The organism is Streptomyces sp. NPDC104309 (assembly GCF_055584025.1).
The window spans coordinates 252,055-278,011 of record NZ_JBVJMV010000004.1 but is presented as its reverse complement, the minus strand read 5'-3'; the positions used below and the strand labels follow the sequence as shown (position 1 = coordinate 278,011).

The following is a 25,957-nucleotide window of genomic DNA, read 5'->3' as shown; positions in this document are numbered from 1 at the left end:
GTCGCGTGAGGGCGTCTTGTACGACTTCTCCAGGCCCTGCACGTGGATCGCAGGCGCCTCGGGACGGACGGCCGGGCCGTCGGCGACGACCGACGGGATCTCGATCGCGGTGGGGCCGGCCGGATGGTCCTGGTTCTGCTTCTTCAGAGGCTGCGGGCGGTGATGTCGCCGTGGGAGGTGGTGGCGCGGATGTCGAGTTCGGTGGTGCCATCGTTCTTGAGGGCGTTGCTGATGCGGCCGTAGCCGGTGCCGGCGTCCAGGGCGGCCGAGACGCCGGCGGCGGCGGCGACCGAAATGTCGCCGGACTGGGTGCGGAGCACGACGGTGCCGCGCACGGCCTCGGCGATCCGGATGTCGCCCTTCGCGGTGCTGATCTCCGCGGGGCCGTTGAGGCGGCCGACCTCGACGTCGCCGTCGATCGCGGTGAGATGGACGCTCGCGGCCTCGTCGATCTTGATCTGGCGGTACGCGCCTTCGAAGGCGACGTCGCCAAGGCGGCCGACGCCGCGGAGCTCGGAGCCGGCGGCCTTGGCCTCGATGCGGGAGCCGGCGGGCAGCTGGACGGTGACCTCCAGGGATCCGGAGGGGCCGAAGAGTTGGTTCTTGGGCTCGGCGGTGTGGATGCGCAGGACGCCGTCGGCGTAGACGACGGTGGTCTGCTCGGCGGTCTGGACGTCGCGGCTCTTGGAGGGATTGGCGGGCAGGACCTCGACGGTGGTGTCGGCGCGGTCGGCGGCGATGAACTGGACGCGTCCGGCGGGGATGGCCAGGACGGCGGAGATCGGGGCGGGGGTGTCGAACTTCTGCATCGTGCTCTCCTGTGCTCGCTCGTTGTTTCTGATGCAGGAAACGCTACGTTGCTTTCCATTCACTGGCAACGAGTCTGTTGCGTGGAATTGATATCTGTGCAGGTAGAGGCTAGGTAACTGTTGCAACGACGTTGAGAGTAACGCAACGGTGGCTATGTCGAGCATTGCAATGGGTGAGGAGTGAACGCTATAGTGAGGGGATCAGGGGCCACCATGAAGGATCACCAAGGGGATCGCGCTGGGGCCGGCCGACAGCCTCCCCTGCGTCGAGATCGCCCGACGCCTCGACCGTCCGACCTCGACGATCACGCGTGAGGTGATGCGCAACGGTGGCCCCGCCGCCTACCGCGCCGACCTGGCTCACCGCGCCACCCGACGCCGCGCTCATCGTTGACGAGCGCTTCTACCAGGCGACGATCGCCTGCGCCCGATCCAGTGACCAGCTCGTCGAATCCGCACGCCCAGGCGTCGCCGTCCTCGGTCCCCGCACCCCCGCCACCACCCGCATGGAGAACATCGCCCGCTTCCTCGACTTCATCAGCGAAGGCATCACGCGCGCCGCCGAACAGGCCCGCGAAGTCCTCCCCACCAAGCCCGAAACAACCTCGAACGAGACCGCCAACCAAGTCCGGGCCACGGGTAGACAGCCGTCCCGATCGCCACGACTGGCCGGCGCCCCGGTCGGTTGGTGTGACCACAAGCAATGGCGCGCAGGAGCCCGGCACCGTGTGTACGTCGTGGTGCCGGGCCCCTGTTGTTGCTACAGCAAGTGGTCGGCCTTGCCGGCCTTGATGTCGCGGATCATCTGCTGAAGCGCCTCGCGGCTGTCGGTGAGGTAACGATCCTCCTCGCCCCGGATGGCGATGAATCCGTTGCCTTCGGTGTCTGTGCCGAGCCTGAAGCAGTTGTTTCCCTCGCCGCAGTACGGCTCTTCCCAATGGATGTCGGACATGGCGAACTTCCTTAGAGTTGGCTGGAGATCGCGTGAATGAAGTCTCTGGACGCGGCAGCGGACAGTGAAGCGTCCTCCATCCAGTCCAGGTGCGCGCGGTATTTCGTCAGCTGTGCATCCGCGTGCATGAACTCGGGGCCGTGAGCTGAATCGAGCTGCACGGTGTCGAGCCGTGGCACGACACCGTGGGCGTAGAGGAGCGCGTGCCCGGCTCCGGGGAACGCGCCTCGGTCCACCGTAATCACCCGCACTTCGATGTGGTCACGCTCTGACATCTCACAGAGATGGACCAGCTGCGCCTGCGTCACGTCGCGACCGCCGAACTGCATACGAAGGGCGGCTTCGTGGACGTAGCCCACGTAGTCGATGGGCGATTCCCGGTCGAGTACCTGTTGCCTCTCCATCCGGTGCGCAACCCGCAACTCGATCTCCAGGCGGGACAGCTCGGGCAGCACGGCGCCGAACACCGCGCGGGCGTATTCGTCGGTGTGGAGCAGGCCAGGAAGGTGGACGGTCTGCGCTGTGCGGATACAAGTCGCGTGCCATTCGAGCTCGGCGATATCCAGCAGGCCCGGTGGGAGCGTGCCCCTGTACTGCTCCCACCATCCACGTTCGCGCTGCTCGGCCATCTCCGCGAGTGCGTCGACGTATTGGGGCTCGGCGCAGGCGTAGTTGCAGGCCAAGGTGCGGACGCGGGAGGGCGCGATCGGGCGGACGCCGACCTCCATGTTGGAGATCTTCGTACGGTCGATGCCCAGCAAGCCTGCCGCGTAGGCGGTGGTCGCCTCGGCTGCGACGCGCATCTTGCGCAGTTCGGCGCCGAGTCGCTTCTGGCGCTCTGTCGGAGTGGAACTGCTCGGCATGGGCCCTCTCTTCCACGGACTGTGGGCACAGTCTGCCGCCGCAGTGGGCGCCCAGTCCAACGAGGTGGAGGCAATTGCCTCCATTCTTGCGGCATCAGTGCCAGCGTTGCGCTACGTTAGGTGACGCACCGCTCACGCAGCGACGAGCCGGAAGTGCATCGCGTGGTCCTGCCCGCAACCTCCGGCCCTGGGAGGGGCAGTCCCGCGCCAGGGAGACAAGCCACTGCTCGTCCGCACCGCAACCGTGTGAGCCATCTGTGCGCACCCACGCGAAAGAGAGACGCCGCCAACTCGTCACCCGTATCAGGGGAGTCAGCCATGCACTCATCTCCACTCACCGCGCTCTTCCCGGCCGTCGCCGAGGTGCGTACGCCGGTCCCGTATCCGCATCCCGACACCCGGCAGTATCCCCAGCCCTACCTGCGCTCCAAGGGGCGCTCCACTCGCGGCCTCGCGCTGAGTTTCACCCTGCCCGGCGATGTTCGCAGCTCGTTCATCGGCCGTACGGTGATCGCCGCCGCCCTGGACGCGCACGGGCTCGCCCCCTACGTCTGGCCCGCCACGCACGCCGCATCCGAACTCATCGCTGTCACCGCCAGGATGAGCCCCGGCAAGGAGCTCTACGTGTCCCTGCGCCGCAGGGACGACGCGGTCCGTCTCCTCATCTGGGACCAGCATCCCCGCCACCTCGACCCGGACACCGCCACGCTCTGCGGGACGCGGCGCCGACGGGCGCTCTGGTTGCTGGCGGCCGTCGTCGACGACTGGGGAGGGGAGTGGGGCATCTGTGACGCGAGCCTGCCCCAAGGGGGCATCAAGGCCTGGGTGACGCTGCCCAGATGACAAGTGTGAGGTGAGCTCGATGAGTGAGGGTTTTGTCCACTGGTACCACACCGGCTGGGACGCGAACCGGGCAGCCTCTGTGCTGCGTGCCCTGGAGGGGCAGGGGCTGATGCTCGACAACCCCTCGACCGGCCTGATCGGCGCGGTGACCAACGGCCCGGTCTCCTGGGGTGAGCAGGTCTTCGTTGCGCGCACGGAACTCATGGGCGCGACCGGTCCGACCGGTATCGATGAAGTGAATTTCCATGACGGACGGCTGCCGATCACCCGGGAGAGCACGTGACGAAGAAGGACCAGAGGACGGACGCGGCGAGGGAGAAGGACCGCGAAAAGTGGATGGCGCGGTTCCAGGTGCGGCTGGCCGTGCAGCCGGGCGTGGACCGGGCAGTCGTGCTCCAGGCGGTCAAGGATGTCACGGCCCACTGCGCGGATACGGGAGAGCACCCGCGGACTGCCTTCGGCGACCCGGACGCCTACGCCGTGCAGGCCGCCGCGCGGCTGGTGCCGGCAGACCGGGCGGCGCGCGCGAGGCAGCACAACGCCGTGGTGGACGCGCTCGACTCCGTGCTCAAGAGGGCCGGGGACGTCGCCGGTCCGTGACCGGTTGAAGCGTCCGTCATGGCCTGGCGCACAGGTTCTGACACAGCTTCTGTCCGCCGGGGCTGCCGGGCAGCTCAGGCGATTGGCGGAGCGCCGGAGCCGGTGACACCGATCTCGCGTTGCGCGCTGCTGGTGACAGACAGCGCGTCGCCTCGGTGACAACCATCGTGCTTCGCCCGGTCGAAGCCGCAGGTCAGCCGGTGCCGCAGGTGACACCTATCGTGCCTCGGCTCAATACGCCGCTGCTCCGGCAGTGATGTGATTGCCCTGGAATTCGGGCTCGATGGCATGAGTCAGGTGCAGCAGAGCCACGTTGTCCGAGCGGTTTCCTCGGGTATCGGTGCTCGTCGAGAAGCGTGCATGGGATTCGTCGTCGATCAGCGAGGCGTGTCGGAGGACGAGGACTGGGAGGGGATCATCCTCGGCGGCCGGCCCCGGCGCGGCCTCTGGCCGGACCGCTTCGCTCTGCGGTCGGAGGAGACGGCGCGGCACCCGGAGCTCTCCTGGCTGATCGGACGGCAGGAGCCGCCGCTCGTCGTGTTCCACCGCCCTTGAGGCACGGAATCCGACCGTGCGCCCGGGCGTGACGCCCCGCGTGGCCCCGAGGGAAAGGACGTTCACGCCCTGCGGGGCGTGCCGACCTGGGTGCTCGGGGCGAGGTCCCCGTCGTTCAATTCGGGCCTGTCCGAGGCGAGCAGCCAGGCTCCTGAGGAGGCGCGGATGAAGGTCAGCGTGTGCGGAAGCGTGTACTCCTCGTACTCCGGAACGCCCTCGGCCACTTGAGCGGGTGTCAACGGGTGGCAGAGGCGGGTGTCCTCCGTGATGTGCAGGGACGCGGTGCGCCCGTTCACGGCCGTGTCGTTGACCTTCACCTCGACCGTGGCGCGGATGTACCCGCCGTCGGCCTGCTGGTAGGCGCGGCCCCGGCGGACCAGCGCGGCGAATTCCGTGCGCAGACCGGCGCGCATCGACGGGGTGGCGGTGGTCGGAGGTTCGGGTGCGGGGGACTGTGCGGCGGGCCGGGTGACCAGGTCGGCGCGCTGTTGCAGATAGCTCTGTGCGAGCCGGGACAGCTCGGCCCGGTCCGCCGGCGCGGGCTCTCGGGGAACGGAAGCCGCCGATGCCGTGGCGGCACCCGCGATCACCACCGCGGTGAGTGTCGCGGCGAGGACGCGTATACGTGATCCGCGTGCGTGCACGTGTTTCCTCCCCCAGGGGCGCCGGAGATGCCGGCGGCGTCGAAGGCGCATGAACGGTCGGGATCGAGGATGTCTTCTGCGGCCTCGGCGTCAGCAGCGCGACGGAACAGCGTCCGGGAAGGGTCCATCTTTGGCTCGTATGCGACGGCCGCGCGGCAGGAGGCGCACGGCCTCCGGCTGAGCTTCACGCTGCCGGGCGATGCCGTAGCGCGTTCATCGGGCGTACGGCGATTACCGCCACCCTGAAGGCACACGGACTCGCCCCGTACGTCTGACCGGTCACGCACACTGCGGCCGAACTCTTCTCCGTCACGGCCGGGATGAGCCCGGGAAAGGAGCTGTACGTATCCCTGCGGCACCGAGTGACGCGCTGCGCCTCCTCGCCCGGGACCGGCATCTCCACCAGCCCGAACCGGACATGGCCACGCCCTGCGGGACGCGGCGTCGATGGGGGCTCCGGCTGCCGGCCGCTGTTGTGGACGACCTGGGCAGGGAATGGGGTGCCTGCGAGGCCGACCCGCCGCAGTGGGGTATCGAGTCGTGGGTTCGGCTGCCGAGGTGAAACGTGTGGAGTGGGCGGGGCGGTCGTCGCCCCGCCCGGTGCGGCGGATCGACGTCCCGTACATCGTCATGGAGTGCCCGCACCCCGCCGGGCCGGCGGATCGACTGGTGCACGGGATCAACGGGAGCCGGGATCACCACTCGGAGCCTCGGCCGTGACCAGCAGGCCGGCGAGCAGGCCCGCGAGCAGCGTGAGGCCGACCGCCCACCAGAGGGCGACGGCGTATCCGCCCAGGACCGCCCTGTTCGTCTCCCGCACGGCGCCGGACAGCGCTGCCGGAAGGTTTTGTCGGGGAAGCAGGAAGCCTTTCTCGGCTGCTTCGGTCAAGGCCGCAGGAGTGCCTGACGTGTGATCCAGCCGGGCGGAGACCGCCGAAGTGAGGATGCCGCCGAACAGGGGCGCGGCGGCCCAGACGGCCGACTGCTGGGCCGTGTTGACCATTGCCGCGGTCCCGCCGGAGTCCTGCGGGGCGATCACGCCGGTCGCGGTGGCGAAGAGCGGCACGAAGGCCAGGCCCAGACCGAAGCCGACGAGGAGCGTGCCGGGCAGCACTTGGGCGGCGTACGTACTGTCGGCGTCGAGGCCGGTCAGGAGCGCCAGACCGATCGCCGTCAGCACCAGGCCCGGCACGATGAGGACGCGGGGCGCCAGCCGGCGGTACAGGCGGGCGGAGACCTGGGTGGCGGCGATGACGGCCGCACCGGCCAAGGGCAGCAGGGCCACGCCGATCCGGGACGGGGCATAGCCGAGGGCACCTTGCAGGTACCTGGTCAGGACCTGGTGCAGGGCGAACGTGCCCATGCCGATGAAGACCAGAGCGAGGCAGGCGCCGACGCGATTGCGGTCCTGGAAGACGTAGGGCGGCAGGAGTGGGTTGGTCGTCGCGGTCTGCCACCAGGCGAAGGCCAGGAGCAGGCCGATTCCGCCCACGAGGAGGACCACGACCAGGAGATCGGTCCAGCCACGCGACTCGGCCCGGCCGAAGCCGTAGACGAGGGCGACAAGCCCGACGGAGCCGAGCAGCAGGCCGGATACGTCGAGGCGGGCAGGGGAGCGGACCGGGCCGTCGTGCATCAGGGCGGCCGCACCGATCACGGCTGCCACGGCGAGCGGGACGCCGGCGTACAAGGACCAGCGCCAGCTCAGACTTGCGGCCAGCCATCCGTCCGCGAACAGGCCGATCGCCGTTCCGCCGCCGACGATCGCCGCATAGATCCCGAAGGCCCTGCCCCGTTCCTTCGGATCGGTGAAGTTGATCGACACCAGGGCCAGCACGGCCGATGAGAGCAGTGCGGCGGACGCGCCCCGCAGGACATTGGCTCCGATGAGCACGCCGAAAGAAGGGGCCGAGCCGCCGATCGCGCACGCCACCGCGTAGCCGACCAGACCGGTGATCAACGTCCGTTTGCTGCCGAGGAGATCAGTGATGTGTCCGCCGAGCAGCAGCAGCGCGCCGAATGCCAGTGCGGAGGCGAGGGGCAACGAGTCCAGGTCGTCGGCACCGGGGTGCAGATCGGCGTAGATGGACGGCAGTGCCAAGTTCGTGGTCGTCGTGCCGATCAGCATCAGCAGTTGCGCCAGCGCGGCCACTGCCAGTCCCCACCACCGCCTGGGGTGCGGGCCATGGACGCCGGCCGGGGCCGGTGACGCGGGCCGGGCACCGGGAGCCGGGCCCGCGGACGGCGCGAACCCCGGCGGTGCCTGGCGGGGGTCCGCCGGCGTCGTCGGGGTGTACGCGGGAGGCGGGGGGAGTGGCTGGTCCTGCGGGGGACGCTGGGCCTGGGCAGGGATGCGCGGGTCCGGCTGCGTGGCCCGTGTCTCCGGAGCGAAGTCCAACAACTGGGCCGCGTGCCGCCCGAGTTGGGCGAGTATCGAGCCGGGCAGCCATTCGCCGTCCTGGTCGGTGGCCGTGCGGGCGGCCACGTCGGCGGGGGTGGGTCGTTGTGCCGGGTCCTTGTGCAGGCACGCGCGTACGAGATCGACGAGCGTCTCCGGTACGCCGGTCAGGTCCGCTTCCTCCTCCGCGATGCGGAAGAGGTGTGCGTTCAGACCGGTTTCCGTGGCGCCGAAGAGGAGGCGGCCGGTGGCGGCGTAGACGAGGACGGCACCCAGGCAGAACACATCGCTGGCCGGGGTGAGTTCGAGGCCGCGCACCTGCTCGGGCGACATGAAGCCGGGGGATCCGATGAGCATCCCGGTGCGGGTGTGCAGGCTGTCCCCGGCGAGGCTGTCCATGGCCCGTGCGATACCGAAGTCGATCACACGCGGGCCGTCCACCGTCACCAGCACGTTGGACGGTTTCAGGTCGCGGTGGATCAGACCCGCCCTGTGGACCGACTGCAGAGCCACTGCCAGGCGGTTGGCGAGGATGCGGACCGAGTGCTCGGGCAACGGTCCGAAGTCCTTGGCGACCACGGTGGTCAGATCGGGCCCGGGGATGTACTGGGTCGCCACCCAGGGCACCGGGGCCTCGGTGTCGGCGTCGAGGACGGCTGCCGTCCAGGTCCCGCCCACCCGCCGGGCAGCCGCCACCTCGCGTGCGAACCGCTTGCGGAATTCCGGGTGCTGGGCGTGCTCGGCCTGCACCACCTTCACTGCCACTGTTCGTCCGGCTTCCGAGCGGCCCAGGTACACCAGGCCCATGCCGCCCGCACCCAGACGGGCGATCAGGCGATACGGACCGATGAGCGGCGGATCCTCGGTGATCAATTGGTCCACGGCAGTAAGGTAGTTGAGGATTCCGGACCCCGGTGTCGAATCACGGTGAATCATTGGTGCAGTGTGCCGACGCCATCGGTCGGTGCCGGTCGAGGAGCGGTCGCCGCCGAGGCGTGTACGCCGGTCCCGTTCCGCATCTCGGCAGCCCCCGCCCCACCGGCTTCACGCTGCCGCTGCGCCCCCGCCGTACGTGAGGGCCAAGTCCTGCGTGGTGCTGTGGCGCCGGCGGTGGGCAGGGCGGATGCTTCTTCCGCGCGGACACTGCCGGTCACGGCACCGGCAAGGCCTCGCGAGGAAGGCGAAGCACGGGCGGACTCGATTCGAGGTCAGGCGCCCGCCTCGATGCTTGTCGGTGGCTCCGGGGCCGGCTCCGGTGTCTGCGGCAGGAAGGCGTGCAGCCACCTCTCCGTATGCGCCACATGCGCGGACGCCGCGGCCGCCGCCGCCACCGGGTCCCTGTTCGCGATCGCCGTCGCGATCGCGCGGTGGTCCTCGTCGCTGGAGCGCTTGATGCGGGGGCCCTCGGGCAGGGTGAAGACCTGGTACGTGCGGGAGCGGGCGCGGAAGACTCCCAGGAGGGACTTGAGGGTCGGGTTGCCGCCGACGCGGGCGATCTCCGCGTGGAAGTCCTGGTCGAGCGCGGAGACCTGGTCCGGATCCTCGGTGGCCTCCATCGCCTCCATGTACGCGAAGATCGTGCTCAGCGACTCGGGCGTGATCCGTGCCGCCGCCTGCGCCGCCGCGTGCGACTCCAGGACGCGCCGTATCTCGTACATCTCCAGCAGCCCGGTCAGCGGCAGCAGGTCGACGGTGAGCGAGAGACTGCCGACGATGTCCTCGGGCCGGAGCTGCGAGACGTACGTCCCCGAGCCGTGACGCGCTTCGATCACGCCGAGCGCCGCGAGCATACGGATTCCCTCGCGCAACGAGCCGCGTGAGACGCCGAGTTCCGCGCAGAGATCGCTCTCGGGCGGCAGGCGCTGCCCGGCGACAAGACGCCCGTCGGCGATCATGCGGCGCAGGCCGTGGAGCGCCTGGTCGACTGCGGACATCGCTTCCCCTCCCGAGGTATCGACGGCGGCGGTCCGGTGGCACCACCCACGGTCGAATGTGCTGTCGATTCTACAGATTCATCGGATTTCTTCCGTGGTTCCTTCCCGAGTCATCCGATGACATCGCTGGGCGCAGGTATCCAATTCGTGAAAAACCTTGTTCTTCCCTGAGTCCGGTGTCAGGATGCGCCGCAAGTCATCAGACCTCTTTCTGAGACTGTCCGATGTGTCGACCGTAGCGTCCGTCGAGACGACGAGGCCAAGGGGAGATCTTGAACCACGTGAGCGAGACCTGCGTCACCACGGCGCCCCGCCCCCTGCTGCTGGCCGACGGTCGGCCGGCGATCGAGGCGTGGTCGCTGCTGACCGCGCACCAGCACCTCAACCATGGGTCGTTCGGGGCGGTGCCGCTCGTCGCGCAGCGGGAGCAGGGCCGGCTGCGCGAGGAGATGGACCGCTCGCCCGGCACCTGGTTCCCGGCGCTCCCGGCGCGCGTGGCGGCGGCGCGGACGGAGATCGCCGCGTTCCTGCGGGTCCCCGCCGACGACCTCGCCCTCGTGCCGAACGCGAGCGGTGGCGCGAGCGTGGTCTATGCGAACGTCCCCGTGAGGCCCGGCGGCGAGGTCGTCGTGACCGACCACGGCTACGGCGCGGTGACCATGGGCGCCCGCCGTCTCGCCCGCCGCTGGGGCGGCACTGTCCGGACCGCGCGTATCCCGCTCGACGCCGGCGAGGACGAGGCGTACGAGGCCGTGGCCGCCCAACTCACCGGCTCCACCGGACTGATCGTCCTGGACCACATCACCTCCGCCACCGCCCGCTGGATGCCGGTGGAGCGGATCGGCGCGCTGGCGCGGGAGCGCGGCATTCCTTTCCTGGTCGACGGCGCGCACGTGCCCGGCCTCGCCGAGGACCCGCTCGCGGGCCTGGAGTGCGACGTGTGGATCGGTAACCTGCACAAGTTCGGCTGCGCGCCCCGCGGTACGTCGGCCCTGGTCGCCCGGGGGCCGCTGCGGGACGCGCTCTACCCGCTGATCGACTCCTGGGGCGCCGAGGAACCGTTCCCGCACCGCTTCGACACTCAGGGCACCATCGACGCGACGAGCTATCTCGCGGCCCCGACCGCCCTCGACTTCATCGACGGCGTCTGGGGCTGGGACACGGCCCGTACGTACATGACGGAACTCGCGGACTACGCGGAACGCCTCATCGGTGACGCCTTCGCCGAGGCCACCGGCGCCGACGCCGCCGTGGACGTCGGCATGCCGGTCAACGCGCTGCGCCTCGTACGGCTCCCCGACGGTCTCGGCACGACCCACGCCGCGGCCGACGCGCTGCGCGACCGGGTCGCCGCCGAACTTGACGTCGAGGCGGCGTTCACGAGCTTCGGCGGCGCCGGGTACTTCCGCCTGTCGACGCACGTCTACAACACCGCCGCCGACTTCGAGGACTTCGTCGAGCGCTGCGTTCCCGTGCTCGTCGACTGGGCCCGCGCCCCGCAGGCCATGTTCCGGTGACCCCCCGCGACCCCCGCCCCCGCAGATCCCTGTCCTGCACCACCGTCACCGATCCCCTGGAACTGGGAGGACAACAGTGTTGAGCAGAAGAATGGCCGCCACGGCGCTCTGTCTCGCCGCCACTCTCGTGCTGCCGGGCTGTGCCGTGGGAGGAGGCGGCGCCGCTGACGGCACCGTCACCCTCCACATGGTCGAGAGCCTCACCAACCCCACCCGTACCGCGGTCCTGAAGGACCTCATAGCGGAGTTCGAGAAGCAGAACCCCAAGATCAAGGTCGATCTGATCTCGCCGCCCACCGATCAGGCGGACCAGAAGATCCAGCAGATGCTCCAGTCCGGCAGCGGCATCGACACCTTGGAGGTCCGGGACATCACATCGGGGCCGTGGTCGACCAACCGCTGGCTGTACGACATGAGCAAGGACCTGAAGGGCTGGGCCGGCTGGGACGAGCTGACGGACAACACCGTCAAGTACGCCAAGGACGCCAAGGGCCGCACGTACTACATCCCGTACGGCTTCTACGGGCTCAGCCTCTTCTACCGCAGCGATCTGGTCACCGGGGCCGGCTTCAAGAACCCGCCCGCGAGCTGGGACGACCTCCTTGAGCAGGCCACCGCGATCCAGAACCCGGGCAAGCGCCAGTACGGGTACGCGTTCCGGGGCGGGGCGAACGCCAACAGCAACGCCGTGGCCGTCATCGAGGCGTACGTCGCCGACAAGATCGACCGCGACAACGGCTTCAAGCTCACCGACGGCAGGACGATCTTCTCGGCGCCGGAAGCGCTGACCGCACTCAAGACGTACCTCGCCCTGTTCAAGAAGGCGTCGCCGCCGTCATCCGTCGCCTGGGGCTACCCGGAGATGGTCGAGGGCTTCTCCAACGGCTCGACGGCGTTCCTCCTCCAGGACCCCGAAGTCATCGCGACGCTCGGCGAGTCGAAGGCGATCAGCCGACAGCAGTGGACCACGGCGCCGCTGCTCACCGGGCCCAGCGGCAAGGCCGTCCAGCCGGTGGCGACCGCGGGCTGGGGGATCGCCGCGGGCAGCAAGCACAAGGCGGAGGCCACCAAGCTGGTCAAGTTCCTCGCCGAGGGCGACGCGGCCACCACGTTCGACAAGAAGAACAGCCTGGTGCCCATTCTGAAGAGTGCCGCCGACGACGCGTACTACAAGACCGGCGCCTGGGCGAGCTACGTGAAGATGACGGAGAACCCGGACGCGTACATCACCGTCACACAGCCGCGTGACTCCTCCTGGTGGACCGAGTGGATCCAGAAGTCGGACGCCGACATCCAGAAGGTGCTGCTCGGCAAGATGACGCCCGAGCAGCTCCTCACTGGCTGGGACTCCTACTGGACCGGCAAGTGGAAGAGTCAGTGAAGGAGCCGGTGGCGTCCCCCTCCGCGCGGCCGGAGGGGGAGCCGGGCGGGACGCCCACACCCACCACCCGTCGTACGGACGCCGCAGTGGGTACCCGCCCGGACGCCGGTGCGGGGCCCCGCACCGGTGTAGGCGGGCGCGGCTCCACCACCTCCGCCCCGGCGGCTGCCCGCCCACGCCGGCCCGTCTTCACCGGCCGTCAAGGGCTGACCGTCGCCGCCTTCATGGCCCCGGCCGCCCTGTTCGTCGCGGTGTTCATCTACTACCCGATGATCGCGGGCAGTCAGATGGCCTTCCGGAACTGGAACCTGAACGACCTCACCGACACCTCCTGGGTGGGTCTGAAGAACTTCCGGGAAATCTTCACCGACCCTGTGTTCGGCACGATCCTGAGCAATACCGGGATCTGGGTCGTGGGATCGATCGTGCCGCAGTTCGTCATCGGGTTCGCCATCGCGCTGTGGCTGCGCCGCCGGTTCCGTTTCCGCGGGCTCTACCAGGCGTTGATCTTCTTCCCATGGGCCATTTCCGGGTTCCTGATCGGCATTCTGTTCCGCTGGATGTTCAACAGTGAATTCGGTGTCGTCAACGACCTGTTGGAGAAGGCCGGCCTGATCAACGAACCGATTCCCTGGCTCGCCGATCCGAAGACCGCGATGGCCGCCGTACTCGTCGCCAACATCTGGTACGGCGTCACGTTCTTCGCCATCATGATCCTCGCCGCACTCCAGTCCATCCCGGACGAAATCTACGAAGCGGCCGAGATCGACGGCGCGGGCAAGGTCCGTACGCTGTTCCGGATCACGATTCCCTCCATCCGGGGAACGCTGTCGCTGACCGTACTGCTCCGGGTCATCTGGATCTTCAACTTCCCCGACCTCATCTTCGCGATGACAGGCGGCGGGCCGTCCAACGAGACGCACATCGTGACCACGTGGATGATCACCGTCACCCAACAGGGCGACTACGGCAGGGCGTCGGCGATCGGCCTCATCGTCGTCGCGATGCTCCTGGTCTTCTCGGTCTTCCATCTGACGGCCACGCGCGAGAAGCCGGCCATCGGCGGGAGACGGGCCACCGGCGGGAGACGGGCCACCGGCCGTGATAAGAGGACGCGCAAGACGAAAGGAACAGTTTCGTGATCGGGAAGGAGTCCGCCACAGGGCGCACGGTCCGTATCCTCTTTCTCTCCCTCTGGCTGGCCGTCACGGTGTTCCCGCTGTACTGGATCACCGTCACGTCCTTCAAGAGCCCCGGGACGATCTTCTCGTTCCCGATCTCCTACTGGCCCGCGCACTTCTCCCTGGAGAACTACACCGGGCTTTTCCGCGAGGCCGAGTTCGGGGTCTATCTCACCAACAGTCTGATCATCGCGACGGCCGCCGGAACGGTGGCGACCGCGATATCGATGCTGTCGGCGTACGTGCTGGCCCGTTTCGAGTTCCGCACCAAGGGTGCGGTGCTGATGGCGGCCCTCGTCACACAGATGATCCCGTCGTTCATCGCGCTCGGCCCGCTGTACATGATGATGACGGAACTGAACCTGGTGGACAGCCGGTTCGGGCTCACCCTCGTGTACATCGCTGTGTGCATTCCCTTCTGCACGGTCATGCTCCGCGGTTTCTTCGAGAACATCCCGGACGCGTTGGAGGAAGCCGCCATGATCGACGGCTGCTCACGCCTCGGGGCCCTGTTCCGGGTGCTCCTTCCGGTGATGCGGCCCGGAATCGTCGCCGCCTTCATCTTCAACTTCGTCAACTGCTGGAACGAGTTGTTCCTGTCGGTGACCCTGATGAACGGCGACGCCCACAAGACGGTCCCCACGGCCCTGAACGGCTTCATCTCCAGCTTCAACATCGACTGGGGCTCCATGTCCGCCGCGGCGGTCCTCACCATCGCCCCGACGATGATCCTCTTCGCCTTCGCGAGTCGCCATATCGTGCAGGGGCTCACTTCGGGGGCGGTCAAGGGGTAGGGCTACGGAGGAGGTCCCCAAGTGGTGTGTGAACCGGTGGAGGCGGGCGCCGCGACCCGGCCGTCTCGCCGGTGGCGGAAAACGTCTCGGCGGGTGCGGTGTGAACCCTTCGCGGTAGCCCCCGTGGCCTGACGACGAAGGCGGCGACGGCCTTCGGCCCCCGAGTCGTCGGGGCCGTGTCACCAAGGCGATGTCCGGGGTCTTCCTGTGCTGGGGTCGAGCCTCAGCCGATGCAGAGGACGAGCACGCAGATCTGCGAGGGCGACGTCGACGCCGATGGAGGGCTCGCCGGCGTAGCCGAGTCGGAGCCGGTGTTGCCGGTGTTGCCCGCGTTGTCGGCGGGCGCGGGTGCCTGCTGCTGCGGCGGCGTGGCGGTGGGGTCGGGGGCCGTATCGGTGACGGCCGACGGGACGGAGTCCCTCGGCTGAGGCACCGACGCCGCCACCGTACGAGGAGCGGCGGGGGCGTCCGGCCGGGCGTTCAACGGCGTGGCATGGGCCGGGGCGGCGGCGGACCGGCGACGCGGGGCATCGTTCGCGGGCGACTGCGCGGCGGGGGTGAGCGAGGAGCGCCGGGTCTCGGGCCGTACCGCCGGCGCGCCGGGGTGCTGCTGCGTCCGTTCCTCCTCGGAGCCCATGCTCGCGACGTCCGGCGCCGGGACCGCCGGCGCGTCGGCCGCCTGTGCCTGGTCGGCGGAGTGCCGGTCCATCGCGGTGACGGTCAGGCCGCCCCCGACGATCGCGACGGCGGTCGCGACCACGGCCCGGCGCTTGTTCTTCTTCCAGCGCGCCATCTCACGCCGTCGCGCCGCCCGCCCGCGCGGTGCAGCAGGTACCGGGTCGGTCAAGGCCGCCGCCTCGTCACCGGGACCGCCGCCGTCGTGCCAGGTGTCCGAGGGCGAGAACTCGTAAGCCGCCGCGGTGGCCTGGGCAGGGACGGCGCGACGGGCGGCCGTGCCCGGAGCGATGTCCGGGGCGATGTCCGGGGCGTAGGCACCGCACCCGGGACACACCAGAGCGCCATTGAGATGCCGACGACACGAGGAGCAGTAGTCCATCTGCGGTCTTCCTGAGTTGACATGCCGTCGAGCCGCCGGATCGCGGCCTGGTGCACGTTCGCACGTGGAATCGAGCGGCCAGCAACGCTAACGAGGATGTCGAGCGACTGTGTGCAGCCTGTGTGACGCTCATGCACGGATTCTTTGCGGACTTCGCATGTGGGCCATTACGGGGGCGCCGTCTCGGTCAAGGGGGTACCGGGTACGTCACCCGGGGTCCGGGTACGGCGCGGGCCAGCCACCCACCGCAGGGCCCCCGAACCCGACGCTTCCGCGTAGCCGACCATTCGGCCGAGACGACGGCGGCGGAAGTGCCGATGACCGCAGGGGCGCGTAGCGTGACTACCGACTACGGACGGTGGCTGTGGGGCGGGTGGTCAGGAGGTGGAACGCCCACGGGCCCGGAGCGCGAATCCGGCCGACTCTCCAGCCGGGCGGCGACGCCGTCCCGACCTGCTCCCCCTTGACCCGCGGAGGTCGGACGTGAAGCTCGGCTTGCACTACTGGAACTACTCGACGCCGGCCGACCCCGCGCTGATCGCGCCGACGCTCGCGGAGTCGGTACGGATCGCCGAACAGGCGGGAATCTCGTCGTTCACCGTGATGGATCACTACTTCCAGATGGAGACCGGGCAGACCGTCGCCGACGACCCGATGCTGGAGGGGTACACGACGCTCGGCTTCGTGGCGGCGGTGAGCCAGCGCATGACGCTCGGGCTGATGGTCACGGGCGTGATGTACCGGCACCCCGGGCTGCTGGCGAAGATCGTCACCAGCCTCGACGTGCTGTCGGGCGGCAGGGCCAGGCTGGGCATCGGTGCCTCCTGGTACGAGCGCGAGCAGTACGGGCTCGGCGTGCCGGTGGTCCCGGTCGCCGAGCGTTTCGAACGGCTGGAGGAGACGATCCTGATCTGCCTCCAGATGTGGAGCGACGACAACGGCCCGTTCCGGGGCCGTCATTACCAGCTCGCCGAGACGCTGTGCGTACCCGAGCCGATCGGCGAGCGCCCGTCGATCATGATCGGTGGTGGGGGCGAGAGGAAGACCCTGCTCCTGGCCGCCCGGTACGCGGACGCCTGCAACCTGTTCGCCACGGACCAGGAAGAAGTGGCCCACAAGCTCGATGTGCTGCGCGCGCACTGTGCCGCGGAGGGGCGCGACTACGACGCCATCGCCAAGACCGTGATGTACAACGGCCCCGTGCTGGAGAAGCCCGGTGCCTTTCTCGCGGAGGCGGAAGCGTACGCGGACCTGGGTATCAGCGAGATCCAGGTGCTGCCGGACCGGCACCCCGTCAGCTTCACCCACCAGATCGCCGAACACATCGCACCCGGCATCGCCGCGATCGGGTAGCCGCGCGGGACCCGCGTGCGGGAGGCCGGTCCATGCTCGCTCCGGTCGTACGTATGCGGTGGCCGGTCCGCGCCGGCTTCGGTCGTACGCATGCGGGGCCGGTCCACGCCCGCTCCGGTCGTACGCACGCGGGGGCCGGCGCGTCCTCGCGCCGGCCCCCCACCCTCACAACCGGGACAGTGCTCAGGCCTTCGGCTGGGTGAAGCGGATACGGTTGCCGAAGGGGTCGCGCAGGCCGCAGTCGATTCCGTACGGGCGTTCGGTGGGCTCCTCGGTGAACTCGACGCCCTGGCTCAGCAACGTCTCGTACGTCTTGCGGCAGTCGTCCGTGGTGAAGATGACCCAGCCGCCCATCGCGCCCTTGGTCACCAACTCGCGTACCTGCTGCGCCGTCTCCTCGGACATCGCCGGGGCACCCGGCCTCTCCAGCAGGATCTGGCGCTCGGGTCGGCCGGGAACGCTGACGGTCAGCCAGCGCATGATGCCCATGTCGACATCGGCGGTGACCTCCAGGCCGAGCTTGCCGACGTAGAAGTCGAGGGCCTCGTCCTGGTCGAGGACGTATATCTGCGAATGCGTGATGGCGTTGAACATGTGCATCACGCTACTGGGCAGGCCCGGCGGGAACTTATCCAAAACTGCTCAGTCGAACGGCGCGGCCCGCTGACGGAAGAAGCGGGGCGGGGGCCGGCGTTCAGGCGCTCGGCCGCGTCCAGGTCATGGTGAAACACGTCGGGACGCCCGTGGGCGTCGCTTCCTTGCGGTACGTCCTCGGCGACCGGCCGACGATGTCATGGAACGTACGGCTGAACGTTCCCGGGCTGCCGAAGCCGACTTCGAAGCAGATGTCCGTCACGCTCCGGTCGGTCTCCCGCAGCAGGAACATCGCCCGCTCGACCCGGCGGCGCTGCAGGTAGCGGTGCGGCGTCTCGCCGAACGTGGCCCGGAACGTACGCGTGAAGTGCGCCTGGGACACATGGGCGATCCGGGCCAGGGCGGGGACGTCCAGGGGCTGCGCGTAGGCGCGGTCCATCGCGTCCCGTGCCCGGAGCATGCGGCGGTTGGTCTCTTCTGCGGCGCGGCTCACAGTGCCATCACACCACGGTTCTCCACGGCCCTACACGCCCGTGGTGCCGTCCACGATCTCGCGGATCACGTCGAGATGGCCGTTGTGCCGGGCGGTCTCCTCGATCAGGTGCAGGACGATCCACCGCAGATCGGGGTACCGGCCGTCCCTGCGCGGGCGTCGGGCCCGTGTGTCCAGGTCGTGCGAGGCGACCAGCTCGCGGTATCGGGTGGTCCGCGCCTCGTACTGCGACAGCACATCGGCGAGCGGAACGTCCAGCGCGATCCGCATCTCGCGGTCGGGGTCCTCGTCCGTCCACGGCCCTTCGTCCTCGCCGCCGAGGAACATCACCTCGAACCAGTGGTACTCGACCCAGCTGAGGTGGTTGATCAACCCGGCGATCGTCATCAGGGGTGAGCCGGACAGCGGGGCCCGGCGGGCATCGTCCGGCGAGATGCCCTCGCACTTCGCACGTGCGGTGTCGCGGGCGTAGTCGAGGAAGGTGGCCAGCTGGGTGCGCTCGTCCCATGCGGGAGGCGAATCGGTGCGTGTCATCGGCGTACACGATGTGCGATGGTCCGGCCCCTGTCCATCGCATTGTTCCATTGGGGCCCGTCGCTGGGTCCGTGGGCCCACGCCGGGGCAAGCCGGGCTCATTACGCTCGTATGCGACCCAACCGTGAGCCCAGCCGGCCCGCGCCCGTCACGGGCGCCCGTCCGGCGCGCCCATACGCACGTTGATCTGCACCTCCATCTGAATCCGTTCCCTGGGGTGATGTATCGATGGTGATGTATCGATGAGTGACGGTTTCTTCTACTCCTACCACCTCGGCTGGAGCCGCCCGGACGCCGAGTCGCTCTTCAGCGACCTCGACGCGGCGGGACTGCGGCTCCGCCACCCCGTCACGAGGCGGGTCACACTCCTCGGCCCGGGGCCGGACCCATGGGGCACTCCTTCGTGGGTGACCAGGGAACAGCTCGTACTCCTGGCCGGCCTGCAACGGCTCGACAGGGTCGACTTCGTCCTGTGGATGAACAGCGGAACCGACGTTCCCGCGCGCATCCGACGGATGGGGAACGGAGTCGTCGCGCTCGAATTCGGCTTCGGGCGGCTGATGCGGGACGAGCAGGAGGTGGCCGCGCGGGCGATCAGGGAGGCGATAGGAAGGGCATCCGTACTCTGCATCGGTTTCGTGGTCGACCGGGAGGGCGCTTCCGCGGCGACCGACTGGAGTGGCGTCGTCATCAACGGGACCACCTACTTCGACAGTTGGCCGGACACCCTCGCCGTGCGGCATGAAATCGCGGCCATGCAACCCCAGTTGGCGGGAGTTGCCTCATACGACCAGTCGCCGTGGATGCTGTTCGGGAGCGAGGTCCCCAGCCGGTAGCGGGAGCCGATTCCGCTTGCCCGCGCTCACAACTCCCGTCGGTTTAGCCAGCTTTGAGCCTTGCATTGGGCCCTGAGGCCCATGCCCGATGGGTGTCGATGTGGTCGGATGCGTGGAGTGGCTGAACTGTGGCTGCGCACCGACAAGCTGGGGGACTCGTCGTGTCTGGCATGGGCGGATTTGCGATTTCGGGTGGCGCCGGTGGGGGTGCCGCCGTGGTTCAGCAGGGCAGGCAGCCGCTGCCGCGCCCGTTGCAGGCGGTGCTGATCCTCGTCCGGATCCTCTTCGCCGCCGCGGTCCTGGGCGGCGTGGGTGTGCTGACGGTGGCGTCGGCGGTCAACGAGGTCGACGGCCGGCTGTTCGGGCTGCTGCTGTACGCGGCGCTGCCGAGCGTGACCGCGTTCGTGCTCTCGCTGTACCTGCGGACCGGCGGCATCTGGATCTGGCGCGGGCTCCTGGCCGTACATGTCTGGCTCACCCTCGGCGCGCTGGCGACCCTCGGCGGTGATGGTGGCGGGCGAGGCGTCACACAGCTGGTGATGCCCGTCACCGTGGTCGTCCTGCTGTTCCGGCCGAGCTCGCGCGCATGGTTCGACCTTCCCCTCGAACAGCGTCTGCCGCACCGGCGGTTCAGCATCGCGCGGATGATCAGATGGCGCCGCGACGACGACGGTCAGACCGCGATGGAATACCTCGGCATGGTCCTGGTGGTCGTGGCCCTCATCGGCGGGCTCATCGCCACGGGCATCGGCGCCCAGCTGACCGGCGAGATGCAGAACGCGATCTGCAAGCTCACCGGGAGCGCGTGCCCCGCGCCCGGGGGCGATGTGGTGGCCGGGAACGAGGGGCACGACGGCGGCGCGACGTCCGGGAGCACAACGGCCGGAGGCGCGGAATCCGGCGGGTCCGGCTCGGCCTCCGGCGGTGCGGACTCGGGTGGCACGGCTGCTTCCGGCGGTGCGGACTCGGGTGGCACGACTGCTTCCGGCGGTGCGGACTCGGGCGCGTCGGTCGTTGGTGGCGGCACGAACTCCGGAGGGTCGAACTCCGGAGGGTCGAACTCCGGAGGATCGGATTCCGGAGGGTCGAACTCCGGCGGCTCCGGCACCGCAGGCTCCGGTTCCGGTTCCGGTTCCGGGGGCTCGGGCGCCGCCGGCGCCTCCGGCGGGAGCGACACCGCCATCAAGGTCGACGACGGCGGCGACGACGTGGACAGCTCCGGGGAGCCGGACGGCGGCGACGTCCCGGACGGCGGCGGCAACGGCGGCGACGAGAAGCCCGGTGAGAGCTGCACCTCCGGCGTCGGCGCGTTCTTCTCCTGCGCCGCCCATCAGACCGGCGGCTTCTTCAAGGGCCTGGTCGGCGACGGCCTGTGGGGCGACATCACCGGCACCTTCGACACGATCGCCCACCCCATCAAGGCGTGGAACGGCCTGATGGACTACGGCAAGAGCCTCGGCGACAAGTGGAGCCAGGACTCCAAGGGCGCCGGGGACAAGTGGTCCAAGGGCGACTACCTCGGCGCGGTCTGGGACTGGACCAAGGCGTCCGGTGGCACCGGGCTGAAGGTCCTGGACGACATGTTCATCGGCGACGACGTCCGCGACATGTGGAAGAAGGGCAACGAGGGCCAGGCGATCGGCACCGGCCTCTGGAACATCGGCTCGCTCTTCATCCCCGGCTACGGCGAGGCCAAGCTCGTCGGCAAGTTCGGAAAGCTGGGCAAGCTCGGGAAACTCGGCAAGCTCGGTGAAGTCGCCGAGAAGGCCTCGGAGGCCGCGGCCAAGGCGAAGAAGGCCGCCAAGGCGGGCGATGTCGGGGCCGCCGAGAAGGCCGCGAAGGAAGCGCAGCAGCACGCCGACGACGCCGCGGAGAAGGCCGGTCTCAAGGGCTGCACCGTCGGCATGGGCGGCCGTGTGCGGGTCCCGTACGGCAGCGGTGCGGGCATGGGGCTGCCCGGCTCGGGCACCGGTGTCCTGGCCGCGACCCGCACGTCCGTGCCTGTCGGGTTCCTCGCCGGAAAGTGCGACGAGGTCGACCCGGAGAAGAAGGCGGCCGCCGACGAGGCCCAGAAGCAGGCCGACGAGGCGAAGAAGGCGGCCGACGCGGCCAAGCGCCGGAAGGCCCTGGAAGCCGCCCAGAACCAGCCGAAGCCGGCCTGGTACAAGGACCTCAAGGACCCGCCGGCCGGGGCCAAGGACGGCGGCGCGGGCAACTGGCAGGAGATCAGGCCCGGCGTCTGGAACTACCCGACCGAGATGGGTGCCCGCTATCAGGAGCAGATCTCCAAGGTGGGCCGAGGCAAGGAGTACCGGGTTCCGCTGGACAAACTCACCGGCAAGCCGGTCGACTTCGACGGCTGGGACGCCTCGCGGGGCACCTACCTGGAGGCGAAGTACGGGTACAAGGGCAAGGACTACTACAACGCCGACACCGGGACGCTCACGTCGAAGGTCGCCGACCGGTGGGCGGACCAGGCGCGCCGGCAGGTCGACGCGGCGCGCGGCAAGCCGGTCGAGTGGCACCTGTCCGACCCGGACGTCGCCGAGGCGGCGCGAGAGATGTTCGAGGACCGGGGCATCCCGGTTAAGGTGATCCACACCCCGGGGGACGTGACCGGCTGAACGCCGGACGGGGTGTGGAACCGCAGACCGGAGCCCGAGGAGAACGTGTCGTGCTGAACGTCGTAGTCAACGGTTTCTGGGGCCTCCGCGGGGAATCGGTGCCGGGCATCGCCGAGCGCTGGTCCGGCACGCTCACCGCGCTCAAGGACATCGACGGTCCGACGTTCGACGTATGGCACGAGGCCGGTGACGACCTCCCGTCCGATCCCGTGCTGGAGCCCGCGGTCCCCGCACTGGCGGAGTACATCGAGCGGAAGAACACGGGTCCCGACCTCGACGTGGTGGGCTACACGACGTCGCTGTGGGCGCAGAACCCCGCTGCGGCGCGGGTGTCCATGGCCATTCACGCGGGCAGTACCTCGCACTACGCGGTGAACTCCGTCTCGCTCGCCTTCCGGTCGCGCGAGGTGGACGAGACCGCGGAGGTGATCCGGCGCGCTCCGGAGATCCTGCGTCTCCTCGCGGAGAACTGGGAGATCGACGCCGGGCAGGTGTACGACAGGCCCCAGTACCGGGCGGTGGCCGGGCGGTTCGACCTGGCGAACAGCGACCCCCGCTGTGGCCGGGCGGTCTTCCTCTCCGCCGGCCGTGCCGCCCTCGCACCCGAGGGGCTGCCCGGAACGTACGTCCGCACCGCACACGGTGGACTGGTCATCGACCTCACCCGTGGCGGTACGGAGTCCCCGGCCGTCGAGACCGTCATCGAGGCGAACACGCGGCTGCGGGAGGCCGGGGCGCTGGAGAAGCTCCCGGTGCCGTTCGACCGGGCCACGTTCTGACCCCTGCGCGCCCGTGAGCGGCGTGTCTCAAAGAGCCGACCGGGCAGAGCCGAACCCGTCAGAGCCACCCGCGCATCGCCGCGCATCCCAGCAGCAGCCCCACCGCGAACACCCCGAGCACGACCGCGAACACCGCGGGCATCACCACCGGCCCCCACGCCCCCCGCCCCGCCACCGTGGCGCTCCCCGAGGGGTCGGCCGGGTCGTAGCTGACGCGGACCGGCGCCCCGATCTCGAAGCCGAAGGGGCCCGGGGCGTGGTCGGTGAACTCGATGTCGCGGCCGTCCCGGGTGCGGAACGCGAAGACGTACTCCGTGGCGTAACTCCGCTCCATGCCCGGACCCCGGTCGACGGTCCGGCGGTCCGCGCACCGGCCCTCGGCGTGCTCGCCGTGCCGCACCAGCCGCAGCACCCGGTTCAGACGCAGCGCCGACCGGATGGCGAACGCACCGAGGAGGATTCCGAACAGAAGCAGGAACGTGGCCGTGCCGCCGGGCAGGATCTGCATGAACGAGCGCCCCTGATCCGCTACTTGACCGTGATCGAATCGACGAACGCGTCGAGGTCCTGCCGGCTCAGCGAGCCCTTCACCACGTTGATCCGCACCGCGAACGGCACGTGCTTCGAATCGACGCCCGCCACCACGACACCCGTCATCGGGGTGCCCGGAGCCGGGGTCCGGTCCTTGCCGCTCGATGTGAACTCGTAGTCGATCCTGCGCGCCTCGCGGGCGCTCTCCGCGCCCGCGAGCCGCACGTCCGAGGTGTCCTTGCGGGTCGCCCCGAGACCGATACCGGCACCCGCTGCCGCCGCCGCCTCTCCGGCGTCGTCCACGCCCGTGGCGAAGTCGAGCTGCACGGAGACCATGCCGGCGCGCAGCCCGCCCTCCTCCTTGAGCGCGACGGCGGCGTTGGCCTTGGCGCGGTCGGCCGCGGACTGTTCCTTGTAGCCCTTGTTCTCGGGGTAGCCGACGGAGAGGCTCTTGGTGTCGAGCTTTCCCCAGCCCTCCGGGAGCGCGGCGGCGTCGCCGCCGCAGCCGGTGAGCAGGGTGAGGCCGATGGCGGCGGCAGCAGCTGCGCCGATTGCCCGGGACATCTTCATCGTCGTCGTCATCGCCTATCGCCTCTTCGTCGTGCGTGGTTGGTGCTGTGCCGTACCCGTACCGTGCCGTGGCCGTACCGGCCGTGGCTACTTGGCGCAGTAGCTGTACGGAAGGTACGAGCGCTTGTCGCCCTGCGGAGCCCCGAGGAACTGCGCGTCCGTCAGTGTCTCCTTCTTGTGCTCGTCCGAGATGGAGAATCCGAGACTCATGCCGAGCGACACCTCGAAGCCGAACTCCTGGGCGTCCGTCTCACCGTGGTACTTCATGCTGCTCGACAGCCCGTCCTGGAACATCAGCTGGTCGAACGGGTCGGTTCCGGCGGGCTTCTGCTGCATGGAGTGGTCGCCGAACATGTACTCGAACGGGGCGGTGTTGTTGCCGGAGCCGTTCAGCCACTGCTCGGCGATGGCCCGCTTGCCCTCGGTGGCCTGGTCCGTGTCCTTGCCGAAGACGATCGAGTTCGTCAGGACCTCGATGCCGGTCTCGCTGGAGGAGTCGGTGCCGCTGACCTTGCCGCCGCGCTTGTCGCCGTCCTTCTTGCCGTTGTCGCCGCTGATGTCGCCCTTGTCGGACGTGGCGCCGCCCTCGACGGTCTGGGTCATGTCGATGCGGACGATCTTGCCGGTCTTCTGGTCGCGGGTGACGGTGATCGCGCCGGTCCGGCTGTCCTTCGCCGCGGCCGCGCCGCCGAGCGGACCGGCCGAACCGCTGACCTTGCCCTCCAGTTCGAGCTTGGCGGTGTACGTGTACGACTCGTTGCCGTTCACGTCGTCCTTGGTGATGGTCACCTCGGGGGAGAACTTGGCCTTGCCGCCGAGCTTGGCGCCGAGCTTGGTCTCGTCGCCCGCGCTGATGGAGAGGCCGCCGTCCGCGTACGCGTTGAGGCCGATGGTCGAGTAGGAGATCTTCTTGTCGCCGATCTTGCTCTCGACGTCCTTCTTCTTGTCGGCCCACTTCATGCCGGAGTACCAGCCGCCGCCGTAACCACCGCTGTACTTGGTGGAGGTCTCCCACATCTTCATTTCCTCGATGTCGTCCCGCATCTTCTTGGCTTCTTCCTCGCTCTTGAAGACCCAGGTGTCACCGTTGGTGATCTTGATGCCGCCGCCGACGTCCACATCCGCCTTGCCCAGTTTGCCGAGCTTGACGCCGGGGGTGCTGGCGGTCGCGCCGGCCGAGGCGGCGTCCGTGAAGGTCATGTAGACCAGCTTGTCGTTCTCGTCCACCTTGCCGTCGCCGTTCACATCGGTCTTGGCCTGGCTGACCTTCTGCTGGAAGCCGTACTCGTTGCCCCACTCGAACCAGCCGATCTTGACCTTGTCGCCGACGGTGTCGGAGATGCTGGAGACCTGGCACATCTTGGGCTCGTAGTCGGCGTCCGCCTTCGGCTTCGCGGTGGTGGTCCCGCCGCCCGTGGAGCAGGCGGCACCGCCGCCGCCCATCGAACTGATCGCGCAGCGGATGCGTTCGCCGATCTGGCCGCCCACGCCCGCCATGGCCATCGCGCCGATCAGCGTGACGACGAGGACGATCACCCCGAGGTACTCCATCGCGGTGGCTCCGCCGTCCCGCCACGAGTACGAGTGGTGCGCGGGCGCCTGCTCCTCGCGGTCGTCCAGCAGCCGGTCGACGGCGAGCCCCGCGGCCGAACCCGTCACGAGCGTGACGACCGGCATCAACGTGCCCTCAAGGCCCACGAGATGCCAGGACACGGCGAATCCGTAGACGAGCGCGGCCAGCGGGACACCGAGCGCGGCGAGCAGGGTCAGCAGGCGCGACTCGCGCCGCTCGTCGGGCAGGACGCGCGCCGCGGCCAGGACCGTGAGCACGGTCGTGATGACGTTCGGCACGTGCAGCAGGGCGAGCCGCCAGCCGAACGACTCGAGCCGGTGGTCGGTGGCGAGCATCTCGACGAGCCCGCGCGAGACCAGGTATCCGGCGGCGATGTAGACCAGGGCACCCGCGGCCCAACTACGCGTCAGGGCGAAGAACACGCCACCGCTCGCGCCGGAACCACCACCCCCGCTCCCCGGTGGTATGTGGCCCGCGCCTCCGCTTCCCCAGCCCCCGCCACCCGTCACGGTTCTTCCTCTCCGACGCTCATGTGCCATGCC

At 69.3% G+C, this 25,957-nt stretch carries 25 protein-coding genes and 1 pseudogene; 13 read left to right on the top strand and 13 right to left on the bottom strand.

Annotation, left to right across the window (positions count from 1 at the left end):
• Nucleotides 1-143 precede the first annotated feature (143 nt).
• The gene (locus tag ACZ68L_RS07565; RefSeq protein WP_469574943.1) at nt 144-809 is read right to left on the bottom strand and encodes a DUF4097 family beta strand repeat-containing protein; all 666 of its coding nucleotides are present in this window, start codon (nt 807-809) and stop codon (nt 144-146) included.
• Between the two features lie 271 nt (nt 810-1,080).
• Here ACZ68L_RS07565 and ACZ68L_RS07560 point away from each other — a divergent pair.
• Nucleotides 1,081-1,200 (top strand): annotated as a pseudogene (locus tag ACZ68L_RS07560) (helix-turn-helix domain-containing protein); the annotation flags it as partial.
• A 369-nt stretch (nt 1,201-1,569) separates the two neighbouring features.
• Here the strand turns inward: ACZ68L_RS07560 and ACZ68L_RS07555 are convergent.
• Nucleotides 1,570-1,761: a hypothetical protein gene (locus ACZ68L_RS07555; protein ID WP_351080300.1), complete on the bottom strand. Its 192-nt coding sequence runs from the start codon at nt 1,759-1,761 to the stop codon at nt 1,570-1,572.
• Between the two features lie 11 nt (nt 1,762-1,772).
• Nucleotides 1,773-2,624: a DUF5753 domain-containing protein gene (locus tag ACZ68L_RS07550; RefSeq protein WP_469574941.1), complete on the bottom strand. Its 852-nt coding sequence runs from the start codon at nt 2,622-2,624 to the stop codon at nt 1,773-1,775.
• 318 nt (nt 2,625-2,942) lie between these two features.
• Here ACZ68L_RS07550 and ACZ68L_RS07545 point away from each other — a divergent pair, with 318 nt between their 5' ends.
• The 4 genes from ACZ68L_RS07545 to ACZ68L_RS07530 all read left to right on the top strand — a co-directional run bounded on the left by ACZ68L_RS07545 (nt 2,943) and on the right by ACZ68L_RS07530 (nt 4,622).
• Nucleotides 2,943-3,467, top strand: coding sequence for an ATP-binding protein (locus tag ACZ68L_RS07545; protein ID WP_469574939.1), 525 nt, complete (start codon nt 2,943-2,945; stop codon nt 3,465-3,467).
• Nucleotides 3,468-3,486: 19 nt separating this feature from the next.
• Entirely contained in the window at nt 3,487-3,750 is a 264-nt protein-coding gene (locus ACZ68L_RS07540; RefSeq protein ID WP_469574938.1) for a hypothetical protein, read from the top strand.
• Nucleotides 3,747-4,067 (top strand): hypothetical protein, encoded by a 321-nt coding sequence (locus ACZ68L_RS07535; protein WP_469574936.1) that lies wholly within the window; start codon nt 3,747-3,749, stop codon nt 4,065-4,067. Before ACZ68L_RS07540 ends, ACZ68L_RS07535 begins: the two co-directional genes overlap by 4 nt.
• 360 nt (nt 4,068-4,427) lie before the next feature.
• Nucleotides 4,428-4,622 (top strand): hypothetical protein, encoded by a 195-nt coding sequence (locus ACZ68L_RS07530; protein WP_469574934.1) that lies wholly within the window; start codon nt 4,428-4,430, stop codon nt 4,620-4,622.
• Between the two features lie 62 nt (nt 4,623-4,684).
• Here ACZ68L_RS07530 and ACZ68L_RS07525 read toward each other — a convergent pair whose 3' ends face one another.
• The 3 genes from ACZ68L_RS07525 to ACZ68L_RS07515 form a co-directional block, all read right to left on the bottom strand.
• Nucleotides 4,685-5,266 carry a hypothetical protein gene (locus ACZ68L_RS07525; RefSeq protein WP_469574932.1) on the bottom strand — a complete coding sequence of 194 codons (582 nt, stop codon included), beginning with the start codon at nt 5,264-5,266 and terminating at the stop codon, nt 4,685-4,687.
• Between the two features lie 679 nt (nt 5,267-5,945).
• Nucleotides 5,946-8,546 (bottom strand): MDR family MFS transporter, encoded by a 2,601-nt coding sequence (locus tag ACZ68L_RS07520; protein ID WP_469574931.1) that lies wholly within the window; start codon nt 8,544-8,546, stop codon nt 5,946-5,948.
• A 326-nt stretch (nt 8,547-8,872) separates the two neighbouring features.
• Nucleotides 8,873-9,598 (bottom strand): FadR/GntR family transcriptional regulator, encoded by a 726-nt coding sequence (locus ACZ68L_RS07515; RefSeq protein WP_469574930.1) that lies wholly within the window; start codon nt 9,596-9,598, stop codon nt 8,873-8,875.
• A 281-nt stretch (nt 9,599-9,879) separates the two neighbouring features.
• Between ACZ68L_RS07515 and ACZ68L_RS07510 the strand changes: the two genes are divergently transcribed.
• The 4 genes from ACZ68L_RS07510 to ACZ68L_RS07495 all read left to right on the top strand — a co-directional run bounded on the left by ACZ68L_RS07510 (nt 9,880) and on the right by ACZ68L_RS07495 (nt 14,471).
• Entirely contained in the window at nt 9,880-11,115 is a 1,236-nt protein-coding gene (locus ACZ68L_RS07510) for an aminotransferase class V-fold PLP-dependent enzyme (RefSeq protein ID WP_469574929.1), read from the top strand.
• A 76-nt stretch (nt 11,116-11,191) separates the two neighbouring features.
• On the top strand, nt 11,192-12,496 hold the full coding sequence (locus tag ACZ68L_RS07505) for an ABC transporter substrate-binding protein (protein ID WP_469574928.1): 1,305 nt from the start codon (nt 11,192-11,194) through the stop codon (nt 12,494-12,496).
• Nucleotides 12,497-12,504: 8 nt separating this feature from the next.
• Nucleotides 12,505-13,638 (top strand): carbohydrate ABC transporter permease, encoded by a 1,134-nt coding sequence (locus tag ACZ68L_RS07500; RefSeq protein WP_469574926.1) that lies wholly within the window; start codon nt 12,505-12,507, stop codon nt 13,636-13,638.
• Nucleotides 13,635-14,471 (top strand): carbohydrate ABC transporter permease, encoded by an 837-nt coding sequence (locus tag ACZ68L_RS07495; RefSeq protein ID WP_469574924.1) that lies wholly within the window; start codon nt 13,635-13,637, stop codon nt 14,469-14,471. Before ACZ68L_RS07500 ends, ACZ68L_RS07495 begins: the two co-directional genes overlap by 4 nt.
• A gap of 223 nt (nt 14,472-14,694) precedes the next feature.
• Here ACZ68L_RS07495 and ACZ68L_RS07490 read toward each other — a convergent pair whose 3' ends face one another.
• Entirely contained in the window at nt 14,695-15,528 is an 834-nt protein-coding gene (locus ACZ68L_RS07490) for an SCO2400 family protein (RefSeq protein WP_469574923.1), read from the bottom strand.
• Nucleotides 15,529-16,011: 483 nt separating this feature from the next.
• Here ACZ68L_RS07490 and ACZ68L_RS07485 point away from each other — a divergent pair, with 483 nt between their 5' ends.
• Nucleotides 16,012-16,881, top strand: coding sequence for an LLM class F420-dependent oxidoreductase (locus tag ACZ68L_RS07485; protein WP_469574922.1), 870 nt, complete (start codon nt 16,012-16,014; stop codon nt 16,879-16,881).
• 183 nt (nt 16,882-17,064) lie between these two features.
• On the opposite strand, the gene ACZ68L_RS07480 is transcribed toward ACZ68L_RS07485, so the two are convergent.
• The 3 genes from ACZ68L_RS07480 to ACZ68L_RS07470 all read right to left on the bottom strand — a co-directional run bounded on the left by ACZ68L_RS07480 (nt 17,065) and on the right by ACZ68L_RS07470 (nt 18,502).
• Entirely contained in the window at nt 17,065-17,475 is a 411-nt protein-coding gene (locus ACZ68L_RS07480) for a VOC family protein (RefSeq protein ID WP_469574921.1), read from the bottom strand.
• Nucleotides 17,476-17,575: 100 nt separating this feature from the next.
• The gene (locus ACZ68L_RS07475; RefSeq protein WP_469574919.1) at nt 17,576-17,968 is read right to left on the bottom strand and encodes a helix-turn-helix domain-containing protein; all 393 of its coding nucleotides are present in this window, start codon (nt 17,966-17,968) and stop codon (nt 17,576-17,578) included.
• 30 nt (nt 17,969-17,998) lie between these two features.
• Nucleotides 17,999-18,502 carry a DinB family protein gene (locus tag ACZ68L_RS07470; protein WP_469574918.1) on the bottom strand — a complete coding sequence of 168 codons (504 nt, stop codon included), beginning with the start codon at nt 18,500-18,502 and terminating at the stop codon, nt 17,999-18,001.
• A gap of 242 nt (nt 18,503-18,744) precedes the next feature.
• Between ACZ68L_RS07470 and ACZ68L_RS07465 the strand changes: the two genes are divergently transcribed.
• The 3 genes from ACZ68L_RS07465 to ACZ68L_RS07455 all read left to right on the top strand — a co-directional run bounded on the left by ACZ68L_RS07465 (nt 18,745) and on the right by ACZ68L_RS07455 (nt 22,741).
• Nucleotides 18,745-19,338 carry a hypothetical protein gene (locus tag ACZ68L_RS07465; RefSeq protein WP_469574917.1) on the top strand — a complete coding sequence of 198 codons (594 nt, stop codon included), beginning with the start codon at nt 18,745-18,747 and terminating at the stop codon, nt 19,336-19,338.
• Between the two features lie 215 nt (nt 19,339-19,553).
• Entirely contained in the window at nt 19,554-21,962 is a 2,409-nt protein-coding gene (locus ACZ68L_RS07460; RefSeq protein WP_469574915.1) for a Tox-REase-5 domain-containing protein, read from the top strand.
• A 50-nt stretch (nt 21,963-22,012) separates the two neighbouring features.
• On the top strand, nt 22,013-22,741 hold the full coding sequence (locus ACZ68L_RS07455) for an Imm52 family immunity protein (RefSeq protein WP_469574914.1): 729 nt from the start codon (nt 22,013-22,015) through the stop codon (nt 22,739-22,741).
• Between the two features lie 58 nt (nt 22,742-22,799).
• Here the strand turns inward: ACZ68L_RS07455 and ACZ68L_RS07450 are convergent, their stop codons facing one another.
• The 3 genes from ACZ68L_RS07450 to ACZ68L_RS07440 form a co-directional block, all read right to left on the bottom strand.
• The gene (locus tag ACZ68L_RS07450; protein ID WP_469574912.1) at nt 22,800-23,249 is read right to left on the bottom strand and encodes a DUF3592 domain-containing protein; all 450 of its coding nucleotides are present in this window, start codon (nt 23,247-23,249) and stop codon (nt 22,800-22,802) included.
• A 20-nt stretch (nt 23,250-23,269) separates the two neighbouring features.
• The gene (locus tag ACZ68L_RS07445) at nt 23,270-23,854 is read right to left on the bottom strand and encodes a hypothetical protein (protein ID WP_469574910.1); all 585 of its coding nucleotides are present in this window, start codon (nt 23,852-23,854) and stop codon (nt 23,270-23,272) included.
• Between the two features lie 75 nt (nt 23,855-23,929).
• Nucleotides 23,930-25,924, bottom strand: a complete 1,995-nt coding sequence (locus tag ACZ68L_RS07440; protein ID WP_469574909.1) for a hypothetical protein — start codon at nt 25,922-25,924, stop codon at nt 23,930-23,932.
• Between the last annotated feature and the right edge of the window lie 33 nt (nt 25,925-25,957).